18 protein-coding genes are annotated in these 19,165 nt (G+C 66.7%); 6 read left to right on the plus strand and 12 right to left on the minus strand.

Annotated features, from left to right (window positions below; genetic code table 11):
* The 4 genes from HMPREF1023_RS03025 to HMPREF1023_RS03040 form a co-directional block, all read right to left on the minus strand.
* Positions 1-451: DmsC/YnfH family molybdoenzyme membrane anchor subunit (locus HMPREF1023_RS03025; protein WP_232228678.1), on the minus strand; the 451-nt coding region annotated here is incomplete at its 3' end.
* Between the two features lie 72 nt (positions 452-523).
* A complete protein-coding gene (locus tag HMPREF1023_RS03030) occupies positions 524-1,225 on the minus strand; it encodes a molecular chaperone (RefSeq protein WP_009304675.1) in 702 nt (233 codons plus the stop codon).
* 153 nt (positions 1,226-1,378) lie between these two features.
* Positions 1,379-1,954, minus strand: a complete 576-nt coding sequence (locus HMPREF1023_RS03035) for a 4Fe-4S dicluster domain-containing protein (RefSeq protein WP_009304676.1) — start codon at positions 1,952-1,954, stop codon at positions 1,379-1,381.
* 3 nt (positions 1,955-1,957) lie between these two features.
* Positions 1,958-4,822 (minus strand): molybdopterin-dependent oxidoreductase, encoded by a 2,865-nt coding sequence (locus HMPREF1023_RS03040; RefSeq protein WP_009608341.1) that lies wholly within the window; start codon positions 4,820-4,822, stop codon positions 1,958-1,960.
* 143 nt (positions 4,823-4,965) lie between these two features.
* Between HMPREF1023_RS03040 and HMPREF1023_RS03045 the strand changes: the two genes are divergently transcribed.
* The 5 genes from HMPREF1023_RS03045 (at position 4,966) to HMPREF1023_RS03065 (ending at position 10,633) form a co-directional block, all read left to right on the plus strand.
* Positions 4,966-5,868 carry a LysR family transcriptional regulator gene (locus tag HMPREF1023_RS03045; RefSeq protein WP_035576897.1) on the plus strand — a complete coding sequence of 301 codons (903 nt, stop codon included), beginning with the start codon at positions 4,966-4,968 and terminating at the stop codon, positions 5,866-5,868.
* Positions 5,869-6,023: 155 nt separating this feature from the next.
* On the plus strand, positions 6,024-6,566 hold the full coding sequence (locus HMPREF1023_RS03050) for a flavodoxin family protein (RefSeq protein ID WP_009304679.1): 543 nt from the start codon (positions 6,024-6,026) through the stop codon (positions 6,564-6,566).
* Positions 6,567-6,725: 159 nt separating this feature from the next.
* A complete protein-coding gene (locus HMPREF1023_RS03055; protein ID WP_009304680.1) occupies positions 6,726-7,115 on the plus strand; it encodes a MerR family transcriptional regulator in 390 nt (129 codons plus the stop codon).
* Positions 7,116-7,730: 615 nt separating this feature from the next.
* On the plus strand, positions 7,731-8,984 hold the full coding sequence (locus HMPREF1023_RS03060; RefSeq protein ID WP_009304681.1) for an MFS transporter: 1,254 nt from the start codon (positions 7,731-7,733) through the stop codon (positions 8,982-8,984).
* 404 nt (positions 8,985-9,388) lie between these two features.
* Positions 9,389-10,633, plus strand: coding sequence for a DEAD/DEAH box helicase (locus HMPREF1023_RS03065; protein WP_157003536.1), 1,245 nt, complete (start codon positions 9,389-9,391; stop codon positions 10,631-10,633).
* Positions 10,634-10,642: 9 nt separating this feature from the next.
* On the opposite strand, the gene HMPREF1023_RS03070 is transcribed toward HMPREF1023_RS03065, so the two are convergent.
* From HMPREF1023_RS03070 to HMPREF1023_RS03100, 8 genes are all read right to left on the minus strand, one after another.
* Positions 10,643-10,924 (minus strand): hypothetical protein, encoded by a 282-nt coding sequence (locus HMPREF1023_RS03070; RefSeq protein WP_009304683.1) that lies wholly within the window; start codon positions 10,922-10,924, stop codon positions 10,643-10,645.
* 173 nt (positions 10,925-11,097) lie between these two features.
* A complete protein-coding gene (locus tag HMPREF1023_RS03075; RefSeq protein ID WP_009304684.1) occupies positions 11,098-13,446 on the minus strand; it encodes a cation-translocating P-type ATPase in 2,349 nt (782 codons plus the stop codon).
* Between the two features lie 48 nt (positions 13,447-13,494).
* The gene (locus HMPREF1023_RS03080; protein WP_009304685.1) at positions 13,495-14,187 is read right to left on the minus strand and encodes a pentapeptide repeat-containing protein; all 693 of its coding nucleotides are present in this window, start codon (positions 14,185-14,187) and stop codon (positions 13,495-13,497) included.
* Positions 14,188-14,264: 77 nt separating this feature from the next.
* Positions 14,265-14,405, minus strand: a complete 141-nt coding sequence (locus tag HMPREF1023_RS15135) for a hypothetical protein (protein WP_156788358.1) — start codon at positions 14,403-14,405, stop codon at positions 14,265-14,267.
* Between the two features lie 67 nt (positions 14,406-14,472).
* Positions 14,473-14,913 carry a GNAT family N-acetyltransferase gene (locus HMPREF1023_RS03085; protein ID WP_009304686.1) on the minus strand — a complete coding sequence of 147 codons (441 nt, stop codon included), beginning with the start codon at positions 14,911-14,913 and terminating at the stop codon, positions 14,473-14,475.
* A 313-nt stretch (positions 14,914-15,226) separates the two neighbouring features.
* Positions 15,227-15,538 carry a hypothetical protein gene (locus HMPREF1023_RS03090; protein ID WP_009304687.1) on the minus strand — a complete coding sequence of 104 codons (312 nt, stop codon included), beginning with the start codon at positions 15,536-15,538 and terminating at the stop codon, positions 15,227-15,229.
* 354 nt (positions 15,539-15,892) lie between these two features.
* Positions 15,893-17,239, minus strand: coding sequence for a DNA polymerase IV (locus tag HMPREF1023_RS03095; RefSeq protein ID WP_009304688.1), 1,347 nt, complete (start codon positions 17,237-17,239; stop codon positions 15,893-15,895).
* A gap of 204 nt (positions 17,240-17,443) precedes the next feature.
* Positions 17,444-18,151 (minus strand): B3/4 domain-containing protein, encoded by a 708-nt coding sequence (locus tag HMPREF1023_RS03100; RefSeq protein WP_009304689.1) that lies wholly within the window; start codon positions 18,149-18,151, stop codon positions 17,444-17,446.
* Between the two features lie 111 nt (positions 18,152-18,262).
* Here HMPREF1023_RS03100 and HMPREF1023_RS03105 point away from each other — a divergent pair.
* On the plus strand, positions 18,263-19,165 hold a 903-nt coding region (locus HMPREF1023_RS03105), incomplete at its 3' end, for an EamA family transporter (RefSeq protein WP_009304690.1).

Genomic DNA, 19,165 nt, shown 5'->3' on the forward strand with positions numbered 1-19,165 from the left:
GGCAAGATCGCCCAGCACGAACAGCGGCAGCGTCTGCCACGCAGCCCAGGCGGGGTTGCCGTAGCTCGTGAAGGTACACCCATCCCATGATACACATGAGGGCGCCCGCTGCCACGGCGGCCACGACGCGCACAGCGCGCGGGCTGGCGCCTCGGCGCAGCAGCAAAACGAAATCGACCAGCATCAGCGCCCCGAATGCGATGGACCAGTACGCCTCCTCGGCGATCATCGACGAAGGGTTGCTCATCGCCAGCAGGAAGCGCTCGGGGCGCCCGAGGTGCCCGAGCACGCCCAGCAGCCCGACGCCCAAGAGCGCGAGGCATACGAGCGGGAACAGCCACGGCCGCTTCGGCTTGCGATCAACATCCGGAAATATCGCCGCCGCCACGTACGCACCGGCCGCCAGCCCGCCCAGCGTCGTGAACAAGAACAAGGGAAACTCAGAGATCATCGTCATCATCCGTCCTCACTTGGATCCAGGCGCGGCGAACGACCCGCCGCGCCGACTCTTCCTGCCAGGGCTTCAGCCCTCGCATGCCGCCAGCTCGTAGTCCTCGATGCCGAAGGGACGCGTCTGCTCGAGCGCCGCCAGAGCCTCCTCGACGGCGGCGAACGCCTGCGCCTCGGGCGATCCGGCGACCGCTCCCAGCGCTTCGAACTTTTCGCCCGACGCCGAAACCTCCTCGGTCCACAGCGCCGACTCGGCCAAGAACGTCGCATCAAGGGCGACGAACGCGGCCAGCGCCTCGGCCGCTTGCGGGTAGAGCACCGCCGTCGCAGAGCGGCGCAGGCCCTTCGCGTACTCTCCCAGCCACGCTGTCATATGCTCGACGACGAAGGACTGCTGCGCGCGCAGCCCGGCCGCCAGCTCGCGCACGTCGCCCGCGATCAGCTGCGCGAGCGAGAACCGCGCCTCGCGCGCCATGAACGCGCATTCGAGCGCCACGTGGTCGTCGGGCACGCGCTGCAACTTCCGAGGCTGCACGCCGCGCGCCCGATACGCGGCGCGCACGGCCAGGGTGCCCTCCTGGAACACGGTCGGCTCGCCCGAGCGGTGCGGCGCCTCCCACGGTAGCGCCGGCAGCGCACCGGGGCCTACCAGCACGCGCACGTGCTCGTCGCGCGCCGCCTCCAGCAGGGTGGCGCGCCCCTCCGCAGCGGCCAAATCGGACAGGAAGCGCCCGAAGCCGCGCATGGTCTCGTCGTCCTCCGCGTACTCGTCCACCGCGTCGGCCGTCGCCCCGCCCAGCAGGGGCCTCGAGCACCGCCGCGTCCGGAGCCGCGCCGAACAGCTTGTGGAACAGCGCGTACAAGCGCGCGCGGGCGAGCAGCAGGGCCTCGAGCGCGACGGACTCGCCCGTCGGGTCGGTCGGCGCGCTCACAGCACGACCTCGTTGAAGTCGCTGCGCTGCGCCTCGGGCGACGCGTGCAGCAGCAGGTTCGGCCGCGTGGTCGCCGCCGACGGCAGCACCGGCAGCTCGCTCACGGCGTCGCCGTGCTTCGCTCGCAGCTCGTCCACGTCGCCGAACTCGATGGCGCGCATGGGGCACGCGTCTGCACACACCGGGTTGCGGCCGTCCTCGCGCAGCGCCTTGCAGGCGTCGCATTTCACGATCATGTTCTCGTCCTCGTCGAACTGCGGCGCGCCGTAGGGGCACGTGATCATGCAGTTGCGGCATACGACGCAGCGGTCGTCGATATGCTGAACCGTGCCGTCGTCGGACTTGAACATGGCGCCGGTGGGACACCCCGCAACGCAGGCCGGATCGTCGCAGTGGTTGCACGACACCGTCAGATGGAACATGCCCACCTCCGGGTACGTCCCGCATTCGAAGCTTCCCACGCGCCGGGTGCGAGGGCCCGCCGCTTGCAGGTTGTGGCGGTCCTTGCACGCCACCTGGCAGGTTCGGCAGCCGATGCAGCGCTGCACGTCAACGTAGAATCCCAAGCTCATGGTTTAAGCCTCCTTGCCTTCGTACATGCCTTCGGCGACGTAGGCGGGCGTTCCTTCGGCGTCGATGCCGGCAGCCAGGAACGGGCCGCGGTCGCAGTCTTCCACCAGCGCCTCGCCGTCGTACTTCTCGATCTCGATGAGCAGGCTGTTGTACCCGTCCACCTGGGGGAAGTAGTTCGACTGCTGCCCGTCGGACAGCATCTGCTCCGACCCGCCGCGGTCGACGATGCTGTCGGGGTCGCTCTCGTCGAACAGCGAGCGCACGCCGTGCGGGATGCCGACGGTGCCCGGCATCATCCCCTGCAGCGGCTGGGCGATGCGCAGCATGCGGCCGAAGTCGTTGTAGCACACCACTGTGTCGCCCGCCTTTATGCCGCGCTCCTCGGCGTCCTGCGCGTTCATGAACACCGGGTTCCTGAACGCCTCCTGCGTCCACGTCATGTTGTCGTAGCAGGTGTGCGCGCGGCGCATGTAGTGCGGCGTGTACGCTTGCAGCGGGTAGGCGCCCTTCACCTTGGCGTCCCAGTCGGCGAACGTGTCCTGGTAGCCGCGGTTGGGCACGAAGTAGTTCGCGTAAGGCTTGATGGGCTCGGAGTTGAGCCCCGTGCGGTTCACGTTGTCGGCTTTGAACTGGCAGTATATCTCCAGCTTGCCCGAACGCGACGGGCGCGGCCACGCGGTGTCTGCCACGACCACCTCGCCGTTCTCGCCGATGCCCAGCTTGTCGTCGCGGTAGCCGACGTAGTTGCGCCTGTCGTCGGGAGAGCGGCGCGCCACGTACGAGCCGTCAGCCATGAACTGGTCGAACGATATCTTGCCGTGCTGCTCCGGATAGTTCGCGTGGTGCTTCCGGTTGTCATCGGCCGTCCAGGTGATCACCGGCTCCCAGCGGGAGAGGTCTTCGGAAAGCTCGCGCATCCCCAGGAAGTAGCCCAGCCACTGGTCGTAGTTGCTCTTGGGGTAGGCGTCGTCCGCGTCGAAGCCCATGCGCTCGATGATGTCGCGGCAAATGCGTTTCTCCTCGCGCGCCTCGTACATCGGCTTCACCAGCGGGCGCCAGGCAACAAGCGCGTCCTTGCGCTGCTTCTGCCCGTTGCCGTCGCCGAAGGGGCTCGGCCAGCAGAGCTCGCCCCACTCCTCGTCGTCGTTGCCTTCCCAGTGGGTGGCCACCGGCAGGATGATGTCGGCGAAGGAGGCGGTCAGCGAGTACTTGATCTCCAGCGAGATGCAGGTGTCGGCGGCGCGCATCACCTTGATGGCGGTGGGCAGGTTGCCGCGCGTCTGCATAAAGTTCGAGTTGGTAGCGAACATGAGGCGCGGGTTGACCGGCATCTCGCGCGCCGCGTGATAGGTGGGCGTGTTCGCGCGCAGCTTGGCGGGGTCGTCGCCCGATCCTAGGTCGTAAGGGCCCTCGGACGAGGACAGGTACTTCCCCTCTGCCAACGAGCTCCACCACGAGTTGCCTTCGATACAGCGGTTGGGGCCGGTCGCTCCCGGCGAGCCCACCAGGTTGTCGATGTAGGCGTACTCGCCGCCCGCATGCTGGATGAGGCGGTAGCCCGAATCGCCGGCGTCCCACGTGTAGATGGCGGCCGAGCCGTGACCCGACTTGCCGTAATGGCCGCCCAGCGCCGACACGGTCATGAACGCCTGCGGCAGATTCTCGGCGCCCAGGTAGCGGGAGGCCGCGTAGCTATGGAAGAAGATCACCTTGTTGTCCTTGGCGGCCAGTTCGGCGTACCACGTGATGTCCTCCACCGGCGTGCCGCAGATCTCGCTCGCCCATTCCGGGGTTTTCGGCGTGCCGTCGTAGGCGCCCAGGATGTAGTCGCGGTAGTTCTCGTCAGTCGCCGCGTCCTCCGGCATGGTCTCGGGCGTGAAGCCCACCGTGCGCTCGTTCACGAAGTCCCAGTCGATGACGTCGCCGCGCTCCTCGTCCAGGCGGATCATCTCGTAGATCACGGCCAGCAAAAACGCCGTATCGGTGCCCGGCCGCACGCGGATCCAGCGCGCGCCCAGCTGCGCGGCGGTCACGTTGTAGCTGGGGCCCACGTACACGAACCCGGTGCCGGATTCCTTGGCGTTGTTCAGCCAGTACATGCTGGAGTGCTGCGCCCAGGCGGGGTTGCAGCCGTACAGCACGATGGTGTCGGCGTTCGGCAGGTCGTACTTGTCGGGGCCCATCATGATATCGGGGTGATCGCCCCAGGAGTACAGGCCCAGCGCCTCGGTCTGGAAGGCCCAGCAGCCGAACGACTCGGTCTCGGTGTTGTACACCGCGCCGCCGATGACGGGGAACATGGCCGAGCCGGGCGCCCAGCGCCAGCCGTTGCAGATGACGGCGTCCTGGCCGTACTCGGCGTAGACGCGCTTGAGTTCGCCTACCACCAAATCGAGCGCCTCGTCCCAGCCGATGCGCTCCCACTCGTCCTTGCCGCGCAGCTCGCCGTGGGCGTTTTCGCCGCCGCCCGGCTGCCAGCTCTTGCGCTTCATGGGGTACTTGATGCGGTCGGCGTTGTACACCTGCTGGCGCAGGGACCGCCCGCGCAGGCAGCCGCGCTGCTGCGGGCAGTCGAAGCTGTCCTCGCGGGCGTCGTCGGTCTTCTGGCGGACGACCACGCCGTCCACCACGTAGCCCATGTTCAGGCACATCTGGTTGCAGTTCTGGTGGCAGTGAATGGGCATCCACTCGCCCGCATCAGCTAGGATACTGGTATCGGACGCCACGACGTGCGCGACGTCCGATCCGGCATCCTGCGCGGTGCCCGTCGAGCAGCCGGACAGCCCGAACGCCGCCGTCGCCGCTGCGGCCGCCGCCGTCCCCTTCAGGAAATCACGTCGCTTCAGGCTTTTGTCGAGCAGGGACATATGCTCCCCTTTCTCCTTGAGTTGCACGGTTTCTCTCTGCTGCCGATACTAAAACCGGCGAGGCGCTATGAAAAATGCCTATAATGAATTGTTCTTCATACCGGTTTTGTATAGCTTTGTTGAACGAGCGACAGGAGGGCGTCGTGGAACTGAGGACCTTGGAGTACTTCCTGGCCGTCGCGCGCGAGGGCAACATCTCGAACGCGGCGAAAGCCCTGCACATCACCCAGCCGACGCTCTCGCGCCAGCTGTCGTCGCTCGAGAAGGAGTTCGGGCGCGAGCTGTACACGCGCGGCCCCAAGGGCATCGAGCTGACCGATCAAGGATCCATCCTGTGCCGCTACGCGGAGTCCATCGTGGAGCTGGCGCGCAAGGCCGAGGAGGACATGCTGCCCTCCGAGCGATCGATCGGCGGCACCGTCCACATCGGAGCGGGCGAATCCCAGGCGATGACGCTCATCGCGCAGGCCATGGACGAGGTGCGGCGCACCTACCCCGCCGTCGATTTCGCCATCCACAGCGGCACCACCGCGGAGCTGAAAGACGGGCTGGTGCGCGGGTTCTACGACGTGATGTTGGAATGCGAGATGCGCGAGCACGCCAAGATGAACGCCATGCACCTGCCGGTGACCGACGTATGGGGCGCGCTTGCGCTGCGCGACAGCGCCGTGGGGCGGCTCGAGGGCATCTCGCCTGCCGACCTGGCGGGACAAGGCATCATCGCCTCGCGCCAGGCGCTTGCGGGAACGCTGCGCGACTGGGCGGGCGACGCGCTGGATCGGATGGACGTGGTCGCCACGTTCAACCTGCCTCTGAACGGCCGCTACCTCGTGCGCCAGGGCATGGGCTGCATGCTCACCTACGAGGGCCTGTTCGACGCGAGCGAGAGCAGCGACCTTCGCTTCGTTCCCTTCGCCCCGCGCTTCGAGGCTCACCAGGGCCTCGTCTGGCGGTCCTCCATGCCCAACAAGCAGACGCGGGCCTTCCTCGACGCCATGGAACGCGTATGCGCGAGGCATGCGGAAGACGACGCAGGCATCTCGTAGACCGTACGCAACCGTATCGGCGTTTCCCGCCTTCTTCGCTCCCACCCCCTCCTCGCGTCGCCATGAAACCTCCATTTGACTTGGAGCCTGCTCCAAGGGGCACACTGGAACGCGACAAGACGATCGACGCATCGCATACGACGAGAGGAAACCCCATGGGAAAGAGCGTCCTGGTGGTATCGGCCAGCCTGCGCCCGACCAGCAACTCGCACGCCCTCGCGCTCGCGTTCGCCGAAGGGGCGCGCGAGGCGGGCCACGACGTGGAAACGGTCAGCCTACGCGGCAAGCGCATCGAGTTTTGCCGCGGGTGTTTGGCTTGCCAAGCCGGCGCCGCATGCCCGCTGAAAGACGATGCGGCCGCCATCGTGGAGCGCATCGTCGCGGCCGACGCCATCGCGTTCGCCACGCCCATCTACTTCTTCGAGATGGCCGGTCAGATGAAGACCCTGCTCGACCGCAGCAACCCGGCCTATGCCGCCGATCCTGCGTTTCGCGACGTGTACCTGTTGGCCACGGCGGCCGACGAGGACGCCCATGCGTTCGACGGGGCGACGAAGGGACTGCAAGGCTGGGTCGACTGCTTCGAGCAGGCACGCCTCGTGGGCGTGGTGACCGCCACGGGAGTCGATGCGCCGGGCGCCATCGAGAAGCGCCTGCACGAAGTCAACCGCGCACGCCTCATGGGATGCGGGGTTTAGACGGCGCACGGCCGCCGGCCAACTCAAGGGCTGCTTGAGGTTCTTCATGCCTCCCAAGCATGGTGAACCTTTCAATATAAGCATTGCTATCGGTTGAGCAGCGCGGTATGTTGACAGCAGGATGAACGGACTTCCCCACGACCTGCTAGGAGGCGTGCTATGCAAATCGCCGAAGTCGCGAAACGCTACGGAATCTCGGTCGACACCATTCGCTACTACGAGCGCATCGGGCTCGTCCCCCACGTCACCCGGCTGCCCAACGGCATCCGCGACTTCACCGAATACGACTGCGGCTGGGTGGAGTTCATCCGCTGCATGCGCGAATCGGGCGTACAGATCGAGGCGCTCGTGGAGTACGTGGCGCTGTTCCAGGAAGGCGAGCACACCGCCGCCGCCCGCCTTGAGATTCTGGAAGAGCAGCGCGCGAAACTGGTCGCGAAGCTCGAGGAGATGCAGGCCACCGCGAAGCGTCTCGACGCCAAGATCGCCAGCTACCGGCCGGGCGGCGAATGCTCGGACGGCGGCGACGAATGGCTGCGCAAGGAATAGCCCGCTCTTTTCCTCGCACCCTCTTCCCAACGCGAAAGGAGCGCCCCTTCCCGGCGCTCCTTTCAACGCGTCAGGGAAGGCAGTGGATACGACGCATGCGGCCCCTCCCCACATGCTATATCCCGTCCCCTTGACGCCTCTCGCACACCTCGCACACCCCCGGACCGTCATGGCATTTATATATGATTAAAATCATCATGGACAAAAAGGGCTAGTATTCGGTAGTTTTTTACAGAGTTTTGCGGGCTTCAAAAGGTCTTGGTTACAAAAACGCCTGGTAGAGAGTGCATCCGGATTTACACGACTCATTAAAAGTGCAGATTCGCGCATGTTTTTGTCCATGACTTTATTACTTATATAACGATATGGGAGGACAAGCAGCAAGAAAAGCGGCCCGCGATCGACTAACGCTTGACGAACCTTTTTCAAGTCGGGCTCTCTTGCGTCAAGGCCAGAAAGCACCCGCATGCCAAAGGTTCCGCAGCGGCCTCAGCTTCCCCATGCTTTTCAGGCATGAAGATGCTTTCATTATAAGCATTGGCTATTCGCCTATCTCGGCGGTACGGTAGAGGAGGAAAACAAGCACTGTTCGCACTACCTTTGCTGGAGGCTGCCATGGACACCGAAAACCGCACAAGCCGCAAGCGCAACGCGTTCGCAACCGCGTTGCTGACGACCCTCGCGTTCGCGCTCGGGTTCGCCGAGTTCGTGCTGATAGGCATCACGCCCGACGTGGCCGAAGGGCTGGGCGAGCCGCTCACGCTCATCGGCGATCTCGTGGGCTACTACGCGCTGGCCTGCGCCGTCGCCACGCCCATCGTAGCGCTCGCCACGGCGCGCGCCGACCGCTTCAAGGTGATGGCGGCGCTGCTGGTGGTGTTCAACGCCGGAAACCTGCTCACCCTGTTCGCCGACGGCTATGCGCTGCTGCTCGTCTCGCGCGTGCTGCCCGCCGTCACGTCCGGCACGCTTCTGGCCCTCGCGCTCACCTACGTGCCAGACATCGTCGAGCCGAAGCGCGTGGCCGCCGTGCTGGGGCTCGTGCTGGCGGGCTTCTCGGTGTCGAGCGTCGTCGGCGTGCCCATCGGAGCGGCGCTGGCCGACCTGTTCGACTGGAAGGCCGCCTACGCGTGCGTGTTCGCGCTGGGCTTGGCGGTGAGCGCCGTCCTGCTGCCGACGCTCCCCCGCACCCCCGCGCACGCGGAAGGCGCAGCTCCCACCCTCCGCTCGCAGCTGCGCCTGCTCGCCGACGGCCGCGTGCTGACCAACATCGCCATGATCCTCGCCGGCGCGGCGTCCACCTACGTGTTCTACACCTACCTCGCCCCCATCCTCGCCGACGTCGTCGGACTCGACGCCGCGGGCACGAGCCTCGTGCTGCTGCTGTTCGGCGCCGCATGCGTGGGCTCGAACCTGCTATCGGGCTGGGTGGCCGGCCGCTTCGGGCTGCGCGCGCTGCCCGTCGCCTTCGCCGCGCACGCGGCGCTTTTGGCCCTGCTGGCCGTAAGCCTGCCCGCGGGCGTCGTCAGCATCGCGAACATCCTCGCGGTGGGGCTGCTCATGTACGTGATGAACTCCACCGTGCAGATGCTGTTCCAGGACATCGCGCGCGCCGACTACCCCAGCGCGCTCACGTTCTCGGCGTCGCTGCATCCCATGTCGTTCAACGCGGGCATCGCGCTGGGTTCGTTCGCGGGCGGGCTCGTGGTGAACGCGGGCGGGCTTCTGGCCACCGGCCCTGCGGGCGCGCTGTTCGCCCTGGCCGCCGCCGCGTTGGCGCTGGCGCTCGTGCGCATGACCGCGCGTCGCAGCGTCGAAAGCGCCGCCGAGGCCGCTCGCACTGCGGCAACCGCCCGCGAGCCGAGGTAGCCAGGGCCCTTTCCCGCCGGCAAACGCTGCGAAAAGGTTCCCTGTTGCACGATGCTCCATCCCGCTCGATGCCTGCGGACAACACGGCGAAGGCCTGTTCATGCACGCTTTTGTCAACCATTTCTTGGCATTTGAGGCTATTTTGGTTGACAAAAGCGTGCATGAGCGAGAAAAACCCGCATCCCCTCGAAAACTAGCAAGCCCAGGCGCACTCCCCCCCCCCTGCCCGTCGCGTCGGCAATGCCTCGGGTTACGGGGTATTCGCGCGGAACCTCCCGCAAACGCGCATGATAGGCTATCATAGACGCAGGTGATCGGTGCGCACCCACATCCGCGCCGCACGCGATGCGAGCCGCCGGCGCGGCGCGTCGCGCGAATCCCGCAATGATGCTTGGAGATACGCTTTGAGTTCGACGTTTCAAGACCTCGGCCTGTCCGAGACGACCCTTTCCGCCGTCGAGCGGATGGGCTTCACCGCCCCCACCCCCGTGCAGGAGCAAGCGATCCCGTTGGTCCTCGAAGGTCGCGATGTCGTGGCCGCCGCGACCACCGGCACCGGCAAGACGGCCGCGTTCGCGCTGCCCCTGTTCGAGCGCATCGGCCGCGCCAAGCGCCCGGGATCGCCGCGGGCGCTCGTCGTGAGCCCCACGCGCGAGCTGGCCCAGCAAATCGACGCCGCTTGCACGCAGCTGGCGAAAGCGTCGAACCGCCGCATGCTCACCGTGATGGGCGGCACGAAGTACAAGGGGCAGATCGCGAAGCTCGACCGCGGCATCGACGTCCTCGTGGCCACGCCCGGCAGGCTGTACGACCTCATGGAACGCGGCGTCGTCAAGCTGCGCGACGTGGAGGTGCTCGTGCTGGACGAGGCCGACCGCATGCTGGACATGGGTTTCTGGCCTACCATGAAGAAGGTCGTGGCCGCCACGCCCTCTTCGCGCCAGACGCTGCTGTTCTCGGCAACGCTCGACCGCAAGGTCATGCAGAGCGTGTCCTCCATCTTGAAGGATCCCGCGTTCGTCGAGGTGTCCCACAAAGGCGAGACCGCCGACACCATCGACCAGTTCATGATCCCCGTCGGCCCGATGAAGAAGCCCGAGCTGCTGCGCCTCGTGCTCCAGCAGCGCGGCAGCAAGCGCGTCATCGTGTTCACCGACACGAAGACGCGCGCCGAGATATGCACCGGCCAGCTGAAGCGTGCAGGCTTCCGCGCGGACTCCATCCATTCCGATAAGACGCAGGTGCAGCGCAAGCGGGCGCTCGAGGGCTTCAGCAAAGGTGCCATCGACGTCCTCGTTGCCACCGACGTGCTGGCCCGCGGAATCGACGTGTCGAACATCGAGTACGTGGTGAATTACGATCTGCCCGAGAGCCCCGAGGACTACGTGCACCGCATCGGCCGCACAGGCCGCGCCGGCGAGACCGGCTACGCCATCTCGTTCGTCAGCCCCGAGGCGAAGGCGCAACTGCTCGATATCGAGAAGCTGCTGGGCGAGCGCATCCCCACGCTGGACATCGACGGCTACGACGCGACGGAGGCGGAGAAGGCGCTCGCAAGCCAGTTCGTACCCAAGGCGACGGTGGGCAGCGCGGCGTTCTCGCGCTCCCTGCGCCGCAACGGCGCAAGCGGCTTCGGCCGCAGGCGCTAGCAAACGTTGCTAGCGGGGGTATTCCCTTTGCGGGCGGCGAGGGGATTGCGGCGCTTCGGGGTCGTGGGTTTCGGGCAGGTACGCCTCGTGCGTGATCACCGGGAATAGGTCGGCGGGGTCGGTCGCGACCTCGCGCCCTAAAACCCTCCCGAGCTCCTCGGCGAACGCATCGGTTCCGAGATCGCGCGGACTCGCCACCACCACCTCGTCCACCAATGCCGGAAGCGGCACTTCGCACGCCAGAGACGCTGCCGCCGTCGCCGCGATGACCTTGCTGACGTTGCCGTTCATAGATCCTCCGATCCACGGGGAGGCGAGCCGGCTTGCCGGCCGCCGCAAGGCGATCATAGCAAACGACCGCATCCGCCACAAGCGCGGCGCCGTCCGAGAGAGCACGCGCCGCCCGCCCGCAGCCCGCGAAGCGCCGGCCCCGCAGGACGATCGGAAAGCCAGCAGCCGCTTTTCTACACCATGTTCGCGAGACGCTTGGCATGCCAGGCGTCGAAGATGCCGAACAGCACGTGGAACAGGCCCGTCACGCCAATGGCGAGGACGGTGAACAGCACGGTCATGCCGAAGGTGAACGGCTCGATGCCGAACAGGCCGTGCAGCACCGTGGCTCCGAGCACCGTGCCGCCCACCACCACGACCAGCAGCGCCGCGCGGATGGGCGTGAACGGGATGGACAGACGCACGATCAGAAGCGCGCCGATCCAGGCCGTCAGCAGCACGCACAGCGTGGACACGTGCTCGTAATCGAGGTGCAGCACGTTGTAGCCCACCGTGTTCACAATGAGGATGGTGAGCACCGCGCAGATGGCGCCGGGGATGGACTTCACGATGACGTTCTCCAAAAAGCGCCCCTTGATGCGGTCCTTGTTGGGCTCGAGCGCCAGCACGAACGACGGCAGCCCGATGGTGAACGCGCTGATCAGCGTCATCTGGATAGGTTGGAACGGATACTGCCACGGCAGCAGGATGAACAGCACGGCCAGCGTCATGGACAGCAGCGTCTTCACGAGGAACAGCGACGCCGAGCGCTGCAGGTTGTTGATGGAGCGCCGCCCCTCGGCCACCACCTTCGGCATGGCCGCGAAGTCGTTGTCCACGAGCACGAGCTGCGCCACGTTGCGCGCCGCGTCCGAACCGGCCGCCATGGCCACGCTGCAATCGGCCTGCTTGAGCGCCAGCGTGTCGTTCACGCCGTCGCCCGTCATGGCCACGATGTGGCCCTTCTCCTGGAGGGCCACGACGAACGCCTTCTTCTGCTCGGGCTTCACGCGGCCGAACACGCTGTAGCGCTCGATGGCCTCGGCGATGGCCGCGTCGTCGGCCAGCGTGGTCGCGTCCACGTACGCCTCGGCCCTTGGCACGCCCACCTGAGACGCGATGCCCGACACCGTGCGCGGATCGTCTCCCGAGATCACCTTGAGGTCGACGCCCTGCTCCTTGAAGTAGCCGATGGTCTGCGCGGCCGTCGCGCGGATCTGGTCGTGGATGGCCACGAATCCCAGCGGTTCGGGCCTCCCCGCCAGATCGCCGTCCTCGGTGAAGCCCTCCACGCGCGCCAGCAACAGCACGCGCGCGTCGGCGGCCAGCCGTTCCTGCTGCTCGGCCACTTCGACGAACGCATCGCCCAGAATGAACTGGCCGGCGCCCATGACGTAGCTCTCCCCGTTCGCAAACGTCGCGCCCGACCACTTCTTGTCGGACGAGAACGGGACGGTTCGGACGGGCCGCAGCGAGCCGACGCCGCTTCGCGCATAGTGCTCGACGATGGCAAGCGCCGTGTCGTTCGGATCATCGTCCGCACGGGCGATGGAGGCGAACGCCGCGTCCACCGCGTCCTGCCCGACGCCCTTCACCGGACACACTGCCTCCACCTCCATCTTGCCTGTGGTGATGGTGCCCGTCTTGTCGAGGCACAGCGTGTCCACACGTGCCAGCGTCTCGATGCAGTACAGCTGCTGCACGAGCACCTTCGACTTCGCCAAACGCACCACGGCCACGGCCAGCACCGTGGACGTGAGCAGGATGAGCCCCTCGGGGATCATGCCCACGAGCGCCGACACCGTGGATAGGATGGCGCCGTTGGTCTCGACGCCGCCGAGGAAGTGCTGGCGCGCGAACAGCAACGCGCCCAGCGGGAAGATGACGAAGCTGACGAACCGGATGATGCGGTTCAGGCTGTTCATGATCTCGGAGTTCACGGCCTTGTGCTGCTTGGCCTCGGCGCTGATCTTCGCCGCGTAGTTCTCGGCGCCCACGTGCACCACGCGCGCCAGGACGATGCCCGCGTTCACGAACGAGCCGCTCATCAGCTCGTCGCCCGGGCGCTTCTTCACCAGCTTGCTCTCGCCGGTGAGCAGGCTCTCGTTCACGTCGCACGTGCCCGATACCACCTCGGCGTCGGCGGGGATCTGGTCGCCACGCCCCAGTTCGATGACGTCGTCGCGCACCAACTGGTCGAGCGGCAGCTCCGTCCGCGCGCCGTCGCGCAGCACGGTGGCTTTCGAGCTGGCCACGATGGACAGACGGTCAGTGGTGCGCTTCGAGCGAATCTCCTGCACGATGCCGATAGCCGTGTTGCACACGATGACCACCATGAACAGCATGTTCTTGTACGAACCGGTGACCAGCACGAACACGGCCAGGATCACATTGATGGCGTTGAACAGCGTGAGCGTGTTCTCGCGCACGATCTGGCGGACGGAGCGCGTGTGCACGCCGGCATCCACGTTCACCTCGCCGCGGGCAACCCGCTCCTCTACCTCTGCCGCGCTCAGCCCGCGCGGTTGCACCTGTTCGTCCATGCTTCGAAACTCCTCACGTTGCGCGGGCGCCCGGCGCCGCGCGATTCGCTAGTCTTTGACGTTCACGCCCAGTCGACGCGCGATGCCGGCAGCCTGGAACAGGTCCATCGAGCAGCCGCGCAGCTCCTCCATCGTATCCGACAGCACGATATCGGCCAATCGACACGAGGATAAATCCACACCGTCCAAGCTCGCACGGAAGAAGCTAGTGCCCGCGAAGCGCACGTCGTCGAGTTCGACGCGGCGCTGTCGCAGCTCGGCCAAGTCAGCGCCGGAAAAGTCGGTGGATCTCACGCTCACGTCTTCCAGCTTCCCCTTCGCGACGGACGCGTAGGCGAACGTGGAATCGCGCACCTCCACGCGCGACAGCACCGCCTCCAGCAGGTCGGCGCCCGTGAACTTGCACGAAGAGAACGTGCAGCGCGTGAAGTTCGCCTGGGAGAACGTGGAATTTGAGAAATCGCAGTTCGAGAACGCCACGTCGGACGCCATGGCCCGATCGAAATCGCAGCCGACGAACGAGCACCCTTCCACGCGGGACTCGGTCAGCTCGACGAGGGAGAAGTCGGCCCCCTCGGCCGCGTCCCTGCGCACGAGAACATGGGACACGCGCAGGTCGCCGCCGTTGTCGCGCTCGATCCAGCCGGCGAGGTCGTCCACCTCCGTCAGCTCGCCCGGAATGTCGGGACGGGCCGGACGGGGCGGCCGGGTATCGGCGGATCGGCGTGCGGACTCGGTCATGCGGGGTTCCTTTCTTCGCACGACCAGTATACCGAAGCGCCCGTGAGCTCGCCTCCGCGTCTGCGAGCCTCCACCGTTTATCGAATCAACGCCGCCACGACGGCCATCGCCGCGGCGAACAGGCCCACCGCGGCCAGCGGAACGGCCCCCGCCACGTAGGCACGCCGCGGTTCCAAGCGGTAGTACAGCAGGTAGCACGCGAGGCTGGTCAGCAGCACGGCCACCGCAAGCGCTCCCAGCGCGATGGCGGATGCCGTCGCGATCGCGCGCCTCCTCTTCGCCGGCTCAGACCAGGCGCATGTGCAGCAACGGGAACGGACGGCCGGCGTCGTCGACGGGCGAGCGGCCCGCCACGACGAACCCTTCGTGCTCGTAGAACCCGACGGCCTGGGGGTTCTGCTCGTTCACGTCGAGCGTGCGCACGCGCGCATGCTCCACGGCATGCGCCAACAGCGCGCGCCCGACACCGCGCCCACGCGCCTCCGGCGCGACGAACAGCATCTCCAGCTTGCCGTCCTGCGACCCCGCGAACCCGCACGGCGCACCGCCGTCGTACGCCACCGTCAACCGCTCGACGCCCGCGATGCCCGACTCCGCCTCGGGGCGCAGCCCCACGATATCGTCCTCGGCGAGGAAGTCGTGCGTGGCGCGCACCGAGCGCTCCCACACGTCCACCAGTGCGGCCACCAGCTCGGACGAGCGCTCGCCCGGCGTTTCGATATGCATGCTCGCTCCTTTCCCAGCCCTCTGACGATTCCATTCTACGCGACCAGGGCGCAGCGGCGCCACCCGCCTCCAAGTTCGATGCGGCGAAAATCGCGATCGAGAGGTAAAAACGAGGCGGTCTGGTAATCCCACCATTTCGATTTCATTTTCTGATGAAACGTCCGACCTGGGCAAACGCGCGAAGGCGGAACTCGTCGACCGTTGAAGCGACGGTTCGGGCCCCGCCAGGATTACCAAACCGATCGATTTTTACCGCAGGAGACCGGATTTCGCCTCACCCGCCGCCGAAGTGGCCCGCTGAACCGGCGAACCCTCAGTCCGCACCCCAGGCGCACGCCCCGCCGTCGAGAAGCGGGTCGAGCGGCTCGTACACGATCTCCTCCACGAACCAGCGGGGCTCCTCGTGGAACAGGAACGTATGCGCATGGCCCACCAGCACGTCGTAGCGCACGCCCTCGCCGCCCACCTTGAGCGACGTGCACCGCCGCACGCCCAGCACGGCGCGCACGGGGAAGCGCCGTCCGTCATGCCAAATTACGGCGCGCGGCACGATGCGCCCATCTTCGAGGAACGTCGCTTCCACCTCCACATACCGCTTCCGCCGCGCCGCTATGCCCTGCACCATGCCCCCGCTCCCCTCTCCATCCTGCCGATCCGCGCTCTTCGCCCGACGCTTCGTCGGCGGCCGGCCCGATTGGGCGCAAATTGAGAGCCCTGACAATCTCACGACCGAAAACCGTCGCACGGCCTCCCCGCCGCCCGAGAAACGCCTGACGGGCGAAAACGAGTCGCCCGCTCGATGTCGACGAGCCCTTGAAAAACTGCCAGGGCTCCCCTTTTGCTCCCGCTTCGGCCCGTCGCGCGTCGAAGGGGCCGCAGGTCGTCATCCTGAGCGGAAGCCGCAGACCTCTTCGCTTGCCCAGGATGACGGGCAGGGCACGGCCTCCGCGCAGGAGGACGACCCGCCCCTCGCCCCCCTTCAGTCGTAGAAGTAGCCCACGGGATGCACGACGTTCTCCTTCTTGATGTCCAGCCCCAGCAGGCTCTCGTCCAGCAGCTCCGCGCCGCGCTGGATGCAGGTGTTGCCGAAGCGGCGGCGCAGGTCGTCGATCGTCTCGTCCAAGTCCTCCAACATGCGCCGGCGCGCGTCGAAGGCCAGCTCCAGCTGCTGCGGCGCATCGCACGGCTCGAGGTTCGAGGCGCGCACGTGCAACCCGCGCAAAGGGTGCTCGCCGTCCAGCGGCTCGTTGGCCGCGAGCAGCCCCCAGGCCGTGCGCGCCACGATGCCGGTCACGTTCGTGGCGCGGCGCAGCGTGGTCTGGCGCGAGTAGCTGGCCAGGTCGCGCGCGCTGCGCACGCCGATGGACACCGTGGACGCGCGGAAGCGCGCCTCACGCAACCGCTGTGCCACGGACTCGGACAAGAGGTAGACGAGCGCCTTCGCGTCGGACGCGCTCACGATGTCGTGCGGCGCGGTCAGGCCGTTGCCGAAGCTCTTCACCGTGCGGTCCACCTCGTTTCTGGCCTGGTCGTAGGGCTTCACAGGCGTCGCATCCTCGCCCCGCGCGAACGCGCGCAGCACGAGCCCGATCTTGCCCAGGCGGCGGCGCAGCAGCTCGGGCGAGGCGCACGCCAGCTCGCCGATGCGGTCGATCCCCGACGAGTGCAGCTTGGCGCGCGTGGCGGCGCCGACGTACAGAAGCTCGCTCACCGGAGCTTCCCACACCCGGCATCGGTAGTTCTGCGGCGTGATGAACGTGATGGCGTCGGGTTTGCGGAAGTCGCTGCCGAACTTCGCGAATATCTTGTTCCACGACACGCCGACGGACACCGTGCAGCCCAGCTCGGCCTTGATGCGGCCGCTGATCTCGGCGGCCGTGCGCGCCGGGTCACCGCCCAGAAGCGGCAGCGAGCCGGTGAGGTCGAGCCACGCCTCATCGAGGCCGAACGGCTCCACGAGGTCGGTGTACTGGTAGTAGATGCGCCGCGCCATGGCCGAGTACGCCTGGTACACCTCGTAGCGCGGCGGCACCACCACGAGCCCCGGGCACTTCGCGCGCGCCTCCCACAGCGCCTCGCCCGTCTTGACGCCCGCCGCTTTCGCCTGCGCGCTCTTCGCCAGCACGATGCCGTGGCGCAGCTCCTCGTGCCCGCCCACCACGAGCGGCACGCCCCGCAGCTCCGGCCGCTCGGCCTGCTCGACGCTCGCGTAGAACGCGTTCATGTCGGAATGGAAGATCACCCGGCGGGCACCGGCGCCTTCGGGCGAGCCGATCACGCGGCCGCCGAACGTCTCGGGAACCCGCACCTCTCCTGTCGCCGCCATAGCTCCTCGCCGCCTTCCGCACCGTGTCTCGATCTCTTTGGAGAACGAATGTTCGCACACTGAAGCGCGGCGCACAAGCGAACAGACCATGGAGTTTCAGCGACGAGATATGCCTATTGATCAGGTGATATATAAGCGTGCAGCCCTACGGTCGCACCGGAAAGGCGGCAGAACCGCAGGGTTGCACGGAAGCGGTGAGCGCGCTTACGACAGGGCGATCGCCGGGCTGCCCTTTGTCACGATATGGGATTCCATCTCGCCGCCGAGGGCCGCTTTGGTACGAGCGGCAAGATCGTCGAGGGCCGCTGCGAGGTCGTCGTGGCGCGCCGGGTCGACGGATTCCAGGATGAGGAACGCGTTCGTCGTGCTCTCGGTGAGCATGGTGCGCACGCCGTCGCGCCAGTTCCAGCAACGGCACACCGCGCCGGCGTCGTCGAGGTAGCACACCTCGCCCGGCAGCGTCTCGGAATCGGCCTCGTCGCCCAGCGCGCGGAACGCGTCGCCGCCCTGTGTCACCGTGAGGCGCAGGTCGCCGGCGAACGTGTCGATGTCCTCGCCGCCGCACGGCAGCGCGTACGTCAGCGACACGGTATTGTAGATGTCCACGAGCGGATTGATGGAGCCCACTTCTCGGCCGCCGCTCGCGCGCTTCAGAAGCGCCTCGATGGACGAGCGCGCGCCCTTCTTCGTCTTGAACTGCTGGAACGCCTCGCGCCACACCGCCACTGCGGGGTTCTTGCTGATGGTGGGATCGGGCACGTGGGCGAGCGCCGCTTTGTTCGCCTCGACCAGCGCCGCCTTCACGTCCTCGCTCGACTCGTGCGCGTTGTCGATGCCCCGAGCCACCACGATGCCGATCTCCGCCTGGGGGAACAGCTCCCAAAACGCCGGTTCGATTGCAAACGATGCCATGATTCGCTCTCCTTCGTCTTCCCTGCTCCTTCTAGTCCGCGTTTCATTGTACCCGACGACGTGCGAGGCATCGAGCATTTGAAAGGTCTCGCCGTACGTTAGAATGGCCTCATGGAAAAGAACACCTTGAGATACTCCGGTATCGTATTCTTGGCCGGAGCCAGCTACGGCGCCCAAGCGACCACGGTGAAGATAACGTACGCCGCAGGCTTCACCTGGACCCAGGTGGTAGCGAGCCAGGCATTGTTCGCAGCGCTTTTGTTCGCAGTCGCGCTGCTCGTGCAGCGAGCGCGCGGCAAGCGTCTGGTCCCGCTTTCCCTCAAACAGACGATAGCTCTTTTGGCTCTGGGACTGAACACGTGCATCGGCACCGTGCTGTACAACTACGCGCTCACCCTGCTGCCTGTTTCGGTAGCCATCACGCTGCTTTTCCAGTTCACCTGGATGGGCATCGTCGTCCAGCTGGTGGTCATGCGCAGACGCCCGCGTGCGGCCGAGGCGGCAGCGGCGGCTGTTATCCTGGGCGGAACGCTCATGGCCAGCGGCATGTTCTCCGAATCGGTGGGCGCTCTTGACCCCGTCGGCATCGCATGCGGGCTGCTCTCGGCCGTCAGCTGCACCTTCTTCATGTTCTTCTCGAGCCGCGTCGGGCGCGGCATGCCGTCCGTTCAGCGCGGGCTCGTCGTGTGCCTAGGCGCGTGCGCGCTGGGCTTCGCGCTGTGCCCCGACTACTTCGCAAGCGGCGTTCTGCAGGACGGCATCTGGAAGTTCGGCCTCGTTCTGGGACTATGCGCGCTGTTCGTGCCGGTAGCGCTGTTCGGCATCGCCACGCCGCACCTGACACCGGGGCTGGCTGCCATCATGGCATCCTCCGAGCTTCCCTGCGGCATCGCCCTGTCGACGCTCGTGCTGGGCGAGCCGGTTGAAGCGCTCCAGGTCGCCGGCGTCGTTGCCATCCTGGCCGGCATCGTTATCTCGCAGCTGCCCCACTTAGGGCGCAGGTCGGACATCGGC

It is taken from the genome of Eggerthella sp. 1_3_56FAA (assembly GCF_000185625.1).
GTDB classification, from domain to species: Bacteria; Actinomycetota; Coriobacteriia; order Coriobacteriales; family Eggerthellaceae; genus Eggerthella; species Eggerthella lenta.

Bases quoted from the DNA above. Each gene is read 5' to 3' on its own strand.
- HMPREF1023_RS03060 (WP_009304681.1), top strand. From the start codon at position 7,731: ATGGACACCGAAAACCGCACAAGCCGCAAGCGCAACGCGTTCGCAACC.
- HMPREF1023_RS03095 (WP_009304688.1), bottom strand. From the start codon at position 17,239: ATGGCGGCGACAGGAGAGGTGCGGGTTCCCGAGACGTTCGGCGGCCGC.
- HMPREF1023_RS03075 (WP_009304684.1), bottom strand. From the start codon at position 13,446: ATGGACGAACAGGTGCAACCGCGCGGGCTGAGCGCGGCAGAGGTAGAG.
- HMPREF1023_RS03090 (WP_009304687.1), bottom strand. From the start codon at position 15,538: ATGGTGCAGGGCATAGCGGCGCGGCGGAAGCGGTATGTGGAGGTGGAA.
- HMPREF1023_RS03035 (WP_009304676.1), bottom strand. From the start codon at position 1,954: ATGAGCTTGGGATTCTACGTTGACGTGCAGCGCTGCATCGGCTGCCGA.
- HMPREF1023_RS03070 (WP_009304683.1), bottom strand. From the start codon at position 10,924: ATGAACGGCAACGTCAGCAAGGTCATCGCGGCGACGGCGGCAGCGTCT.
- HMPREF1023_RS03040 (WP_009608341.1), bottom strand. From the start codon at position 4,822: ATGTCCCTGCTCGACAAAAGCCTGAAGCGACGTGATTTCCTGAAGGGG.
- HMPREF1023_RS03050 (WP_009304679.1), top strand. From the start codon at position 6,024: ATGGGAAAGAGCGTCCTGGTGGTATCGGCCAGCCTGCGCCCGACCAGC.
- HMPREF1023_RS03080 (WP_009304685.1), bottom strand. From the start codon at position 14,187: ATGACCGAGTCCGCACGCCGATCCGCCGATACCCGGCCGCCCCGTCCG.
- HMPREF1023_RS03100 (WP_009304689.1), bottom strand. From the start codon at position 18,151: ATGGCATCGTTTGCAATCGAACCGGCGTTTTGGGAGCTGTTCCCCCAG.
- HMPREF1023_RS03055 (WP_009304680.1), top strand. From the start codon at position 6,726: ATGCAAATCGCCGAAGTCGCGAAACGCTACGGAATCTCGGTCGACACC.
- HMPREF1023_RS03085 (WP_009304686.1), bottom strand. From the start codon at position 14,913: ATGCATATCGAAACGCCGGGCGAGCGCTCGTCCGAGCTGGTGGCCGCA.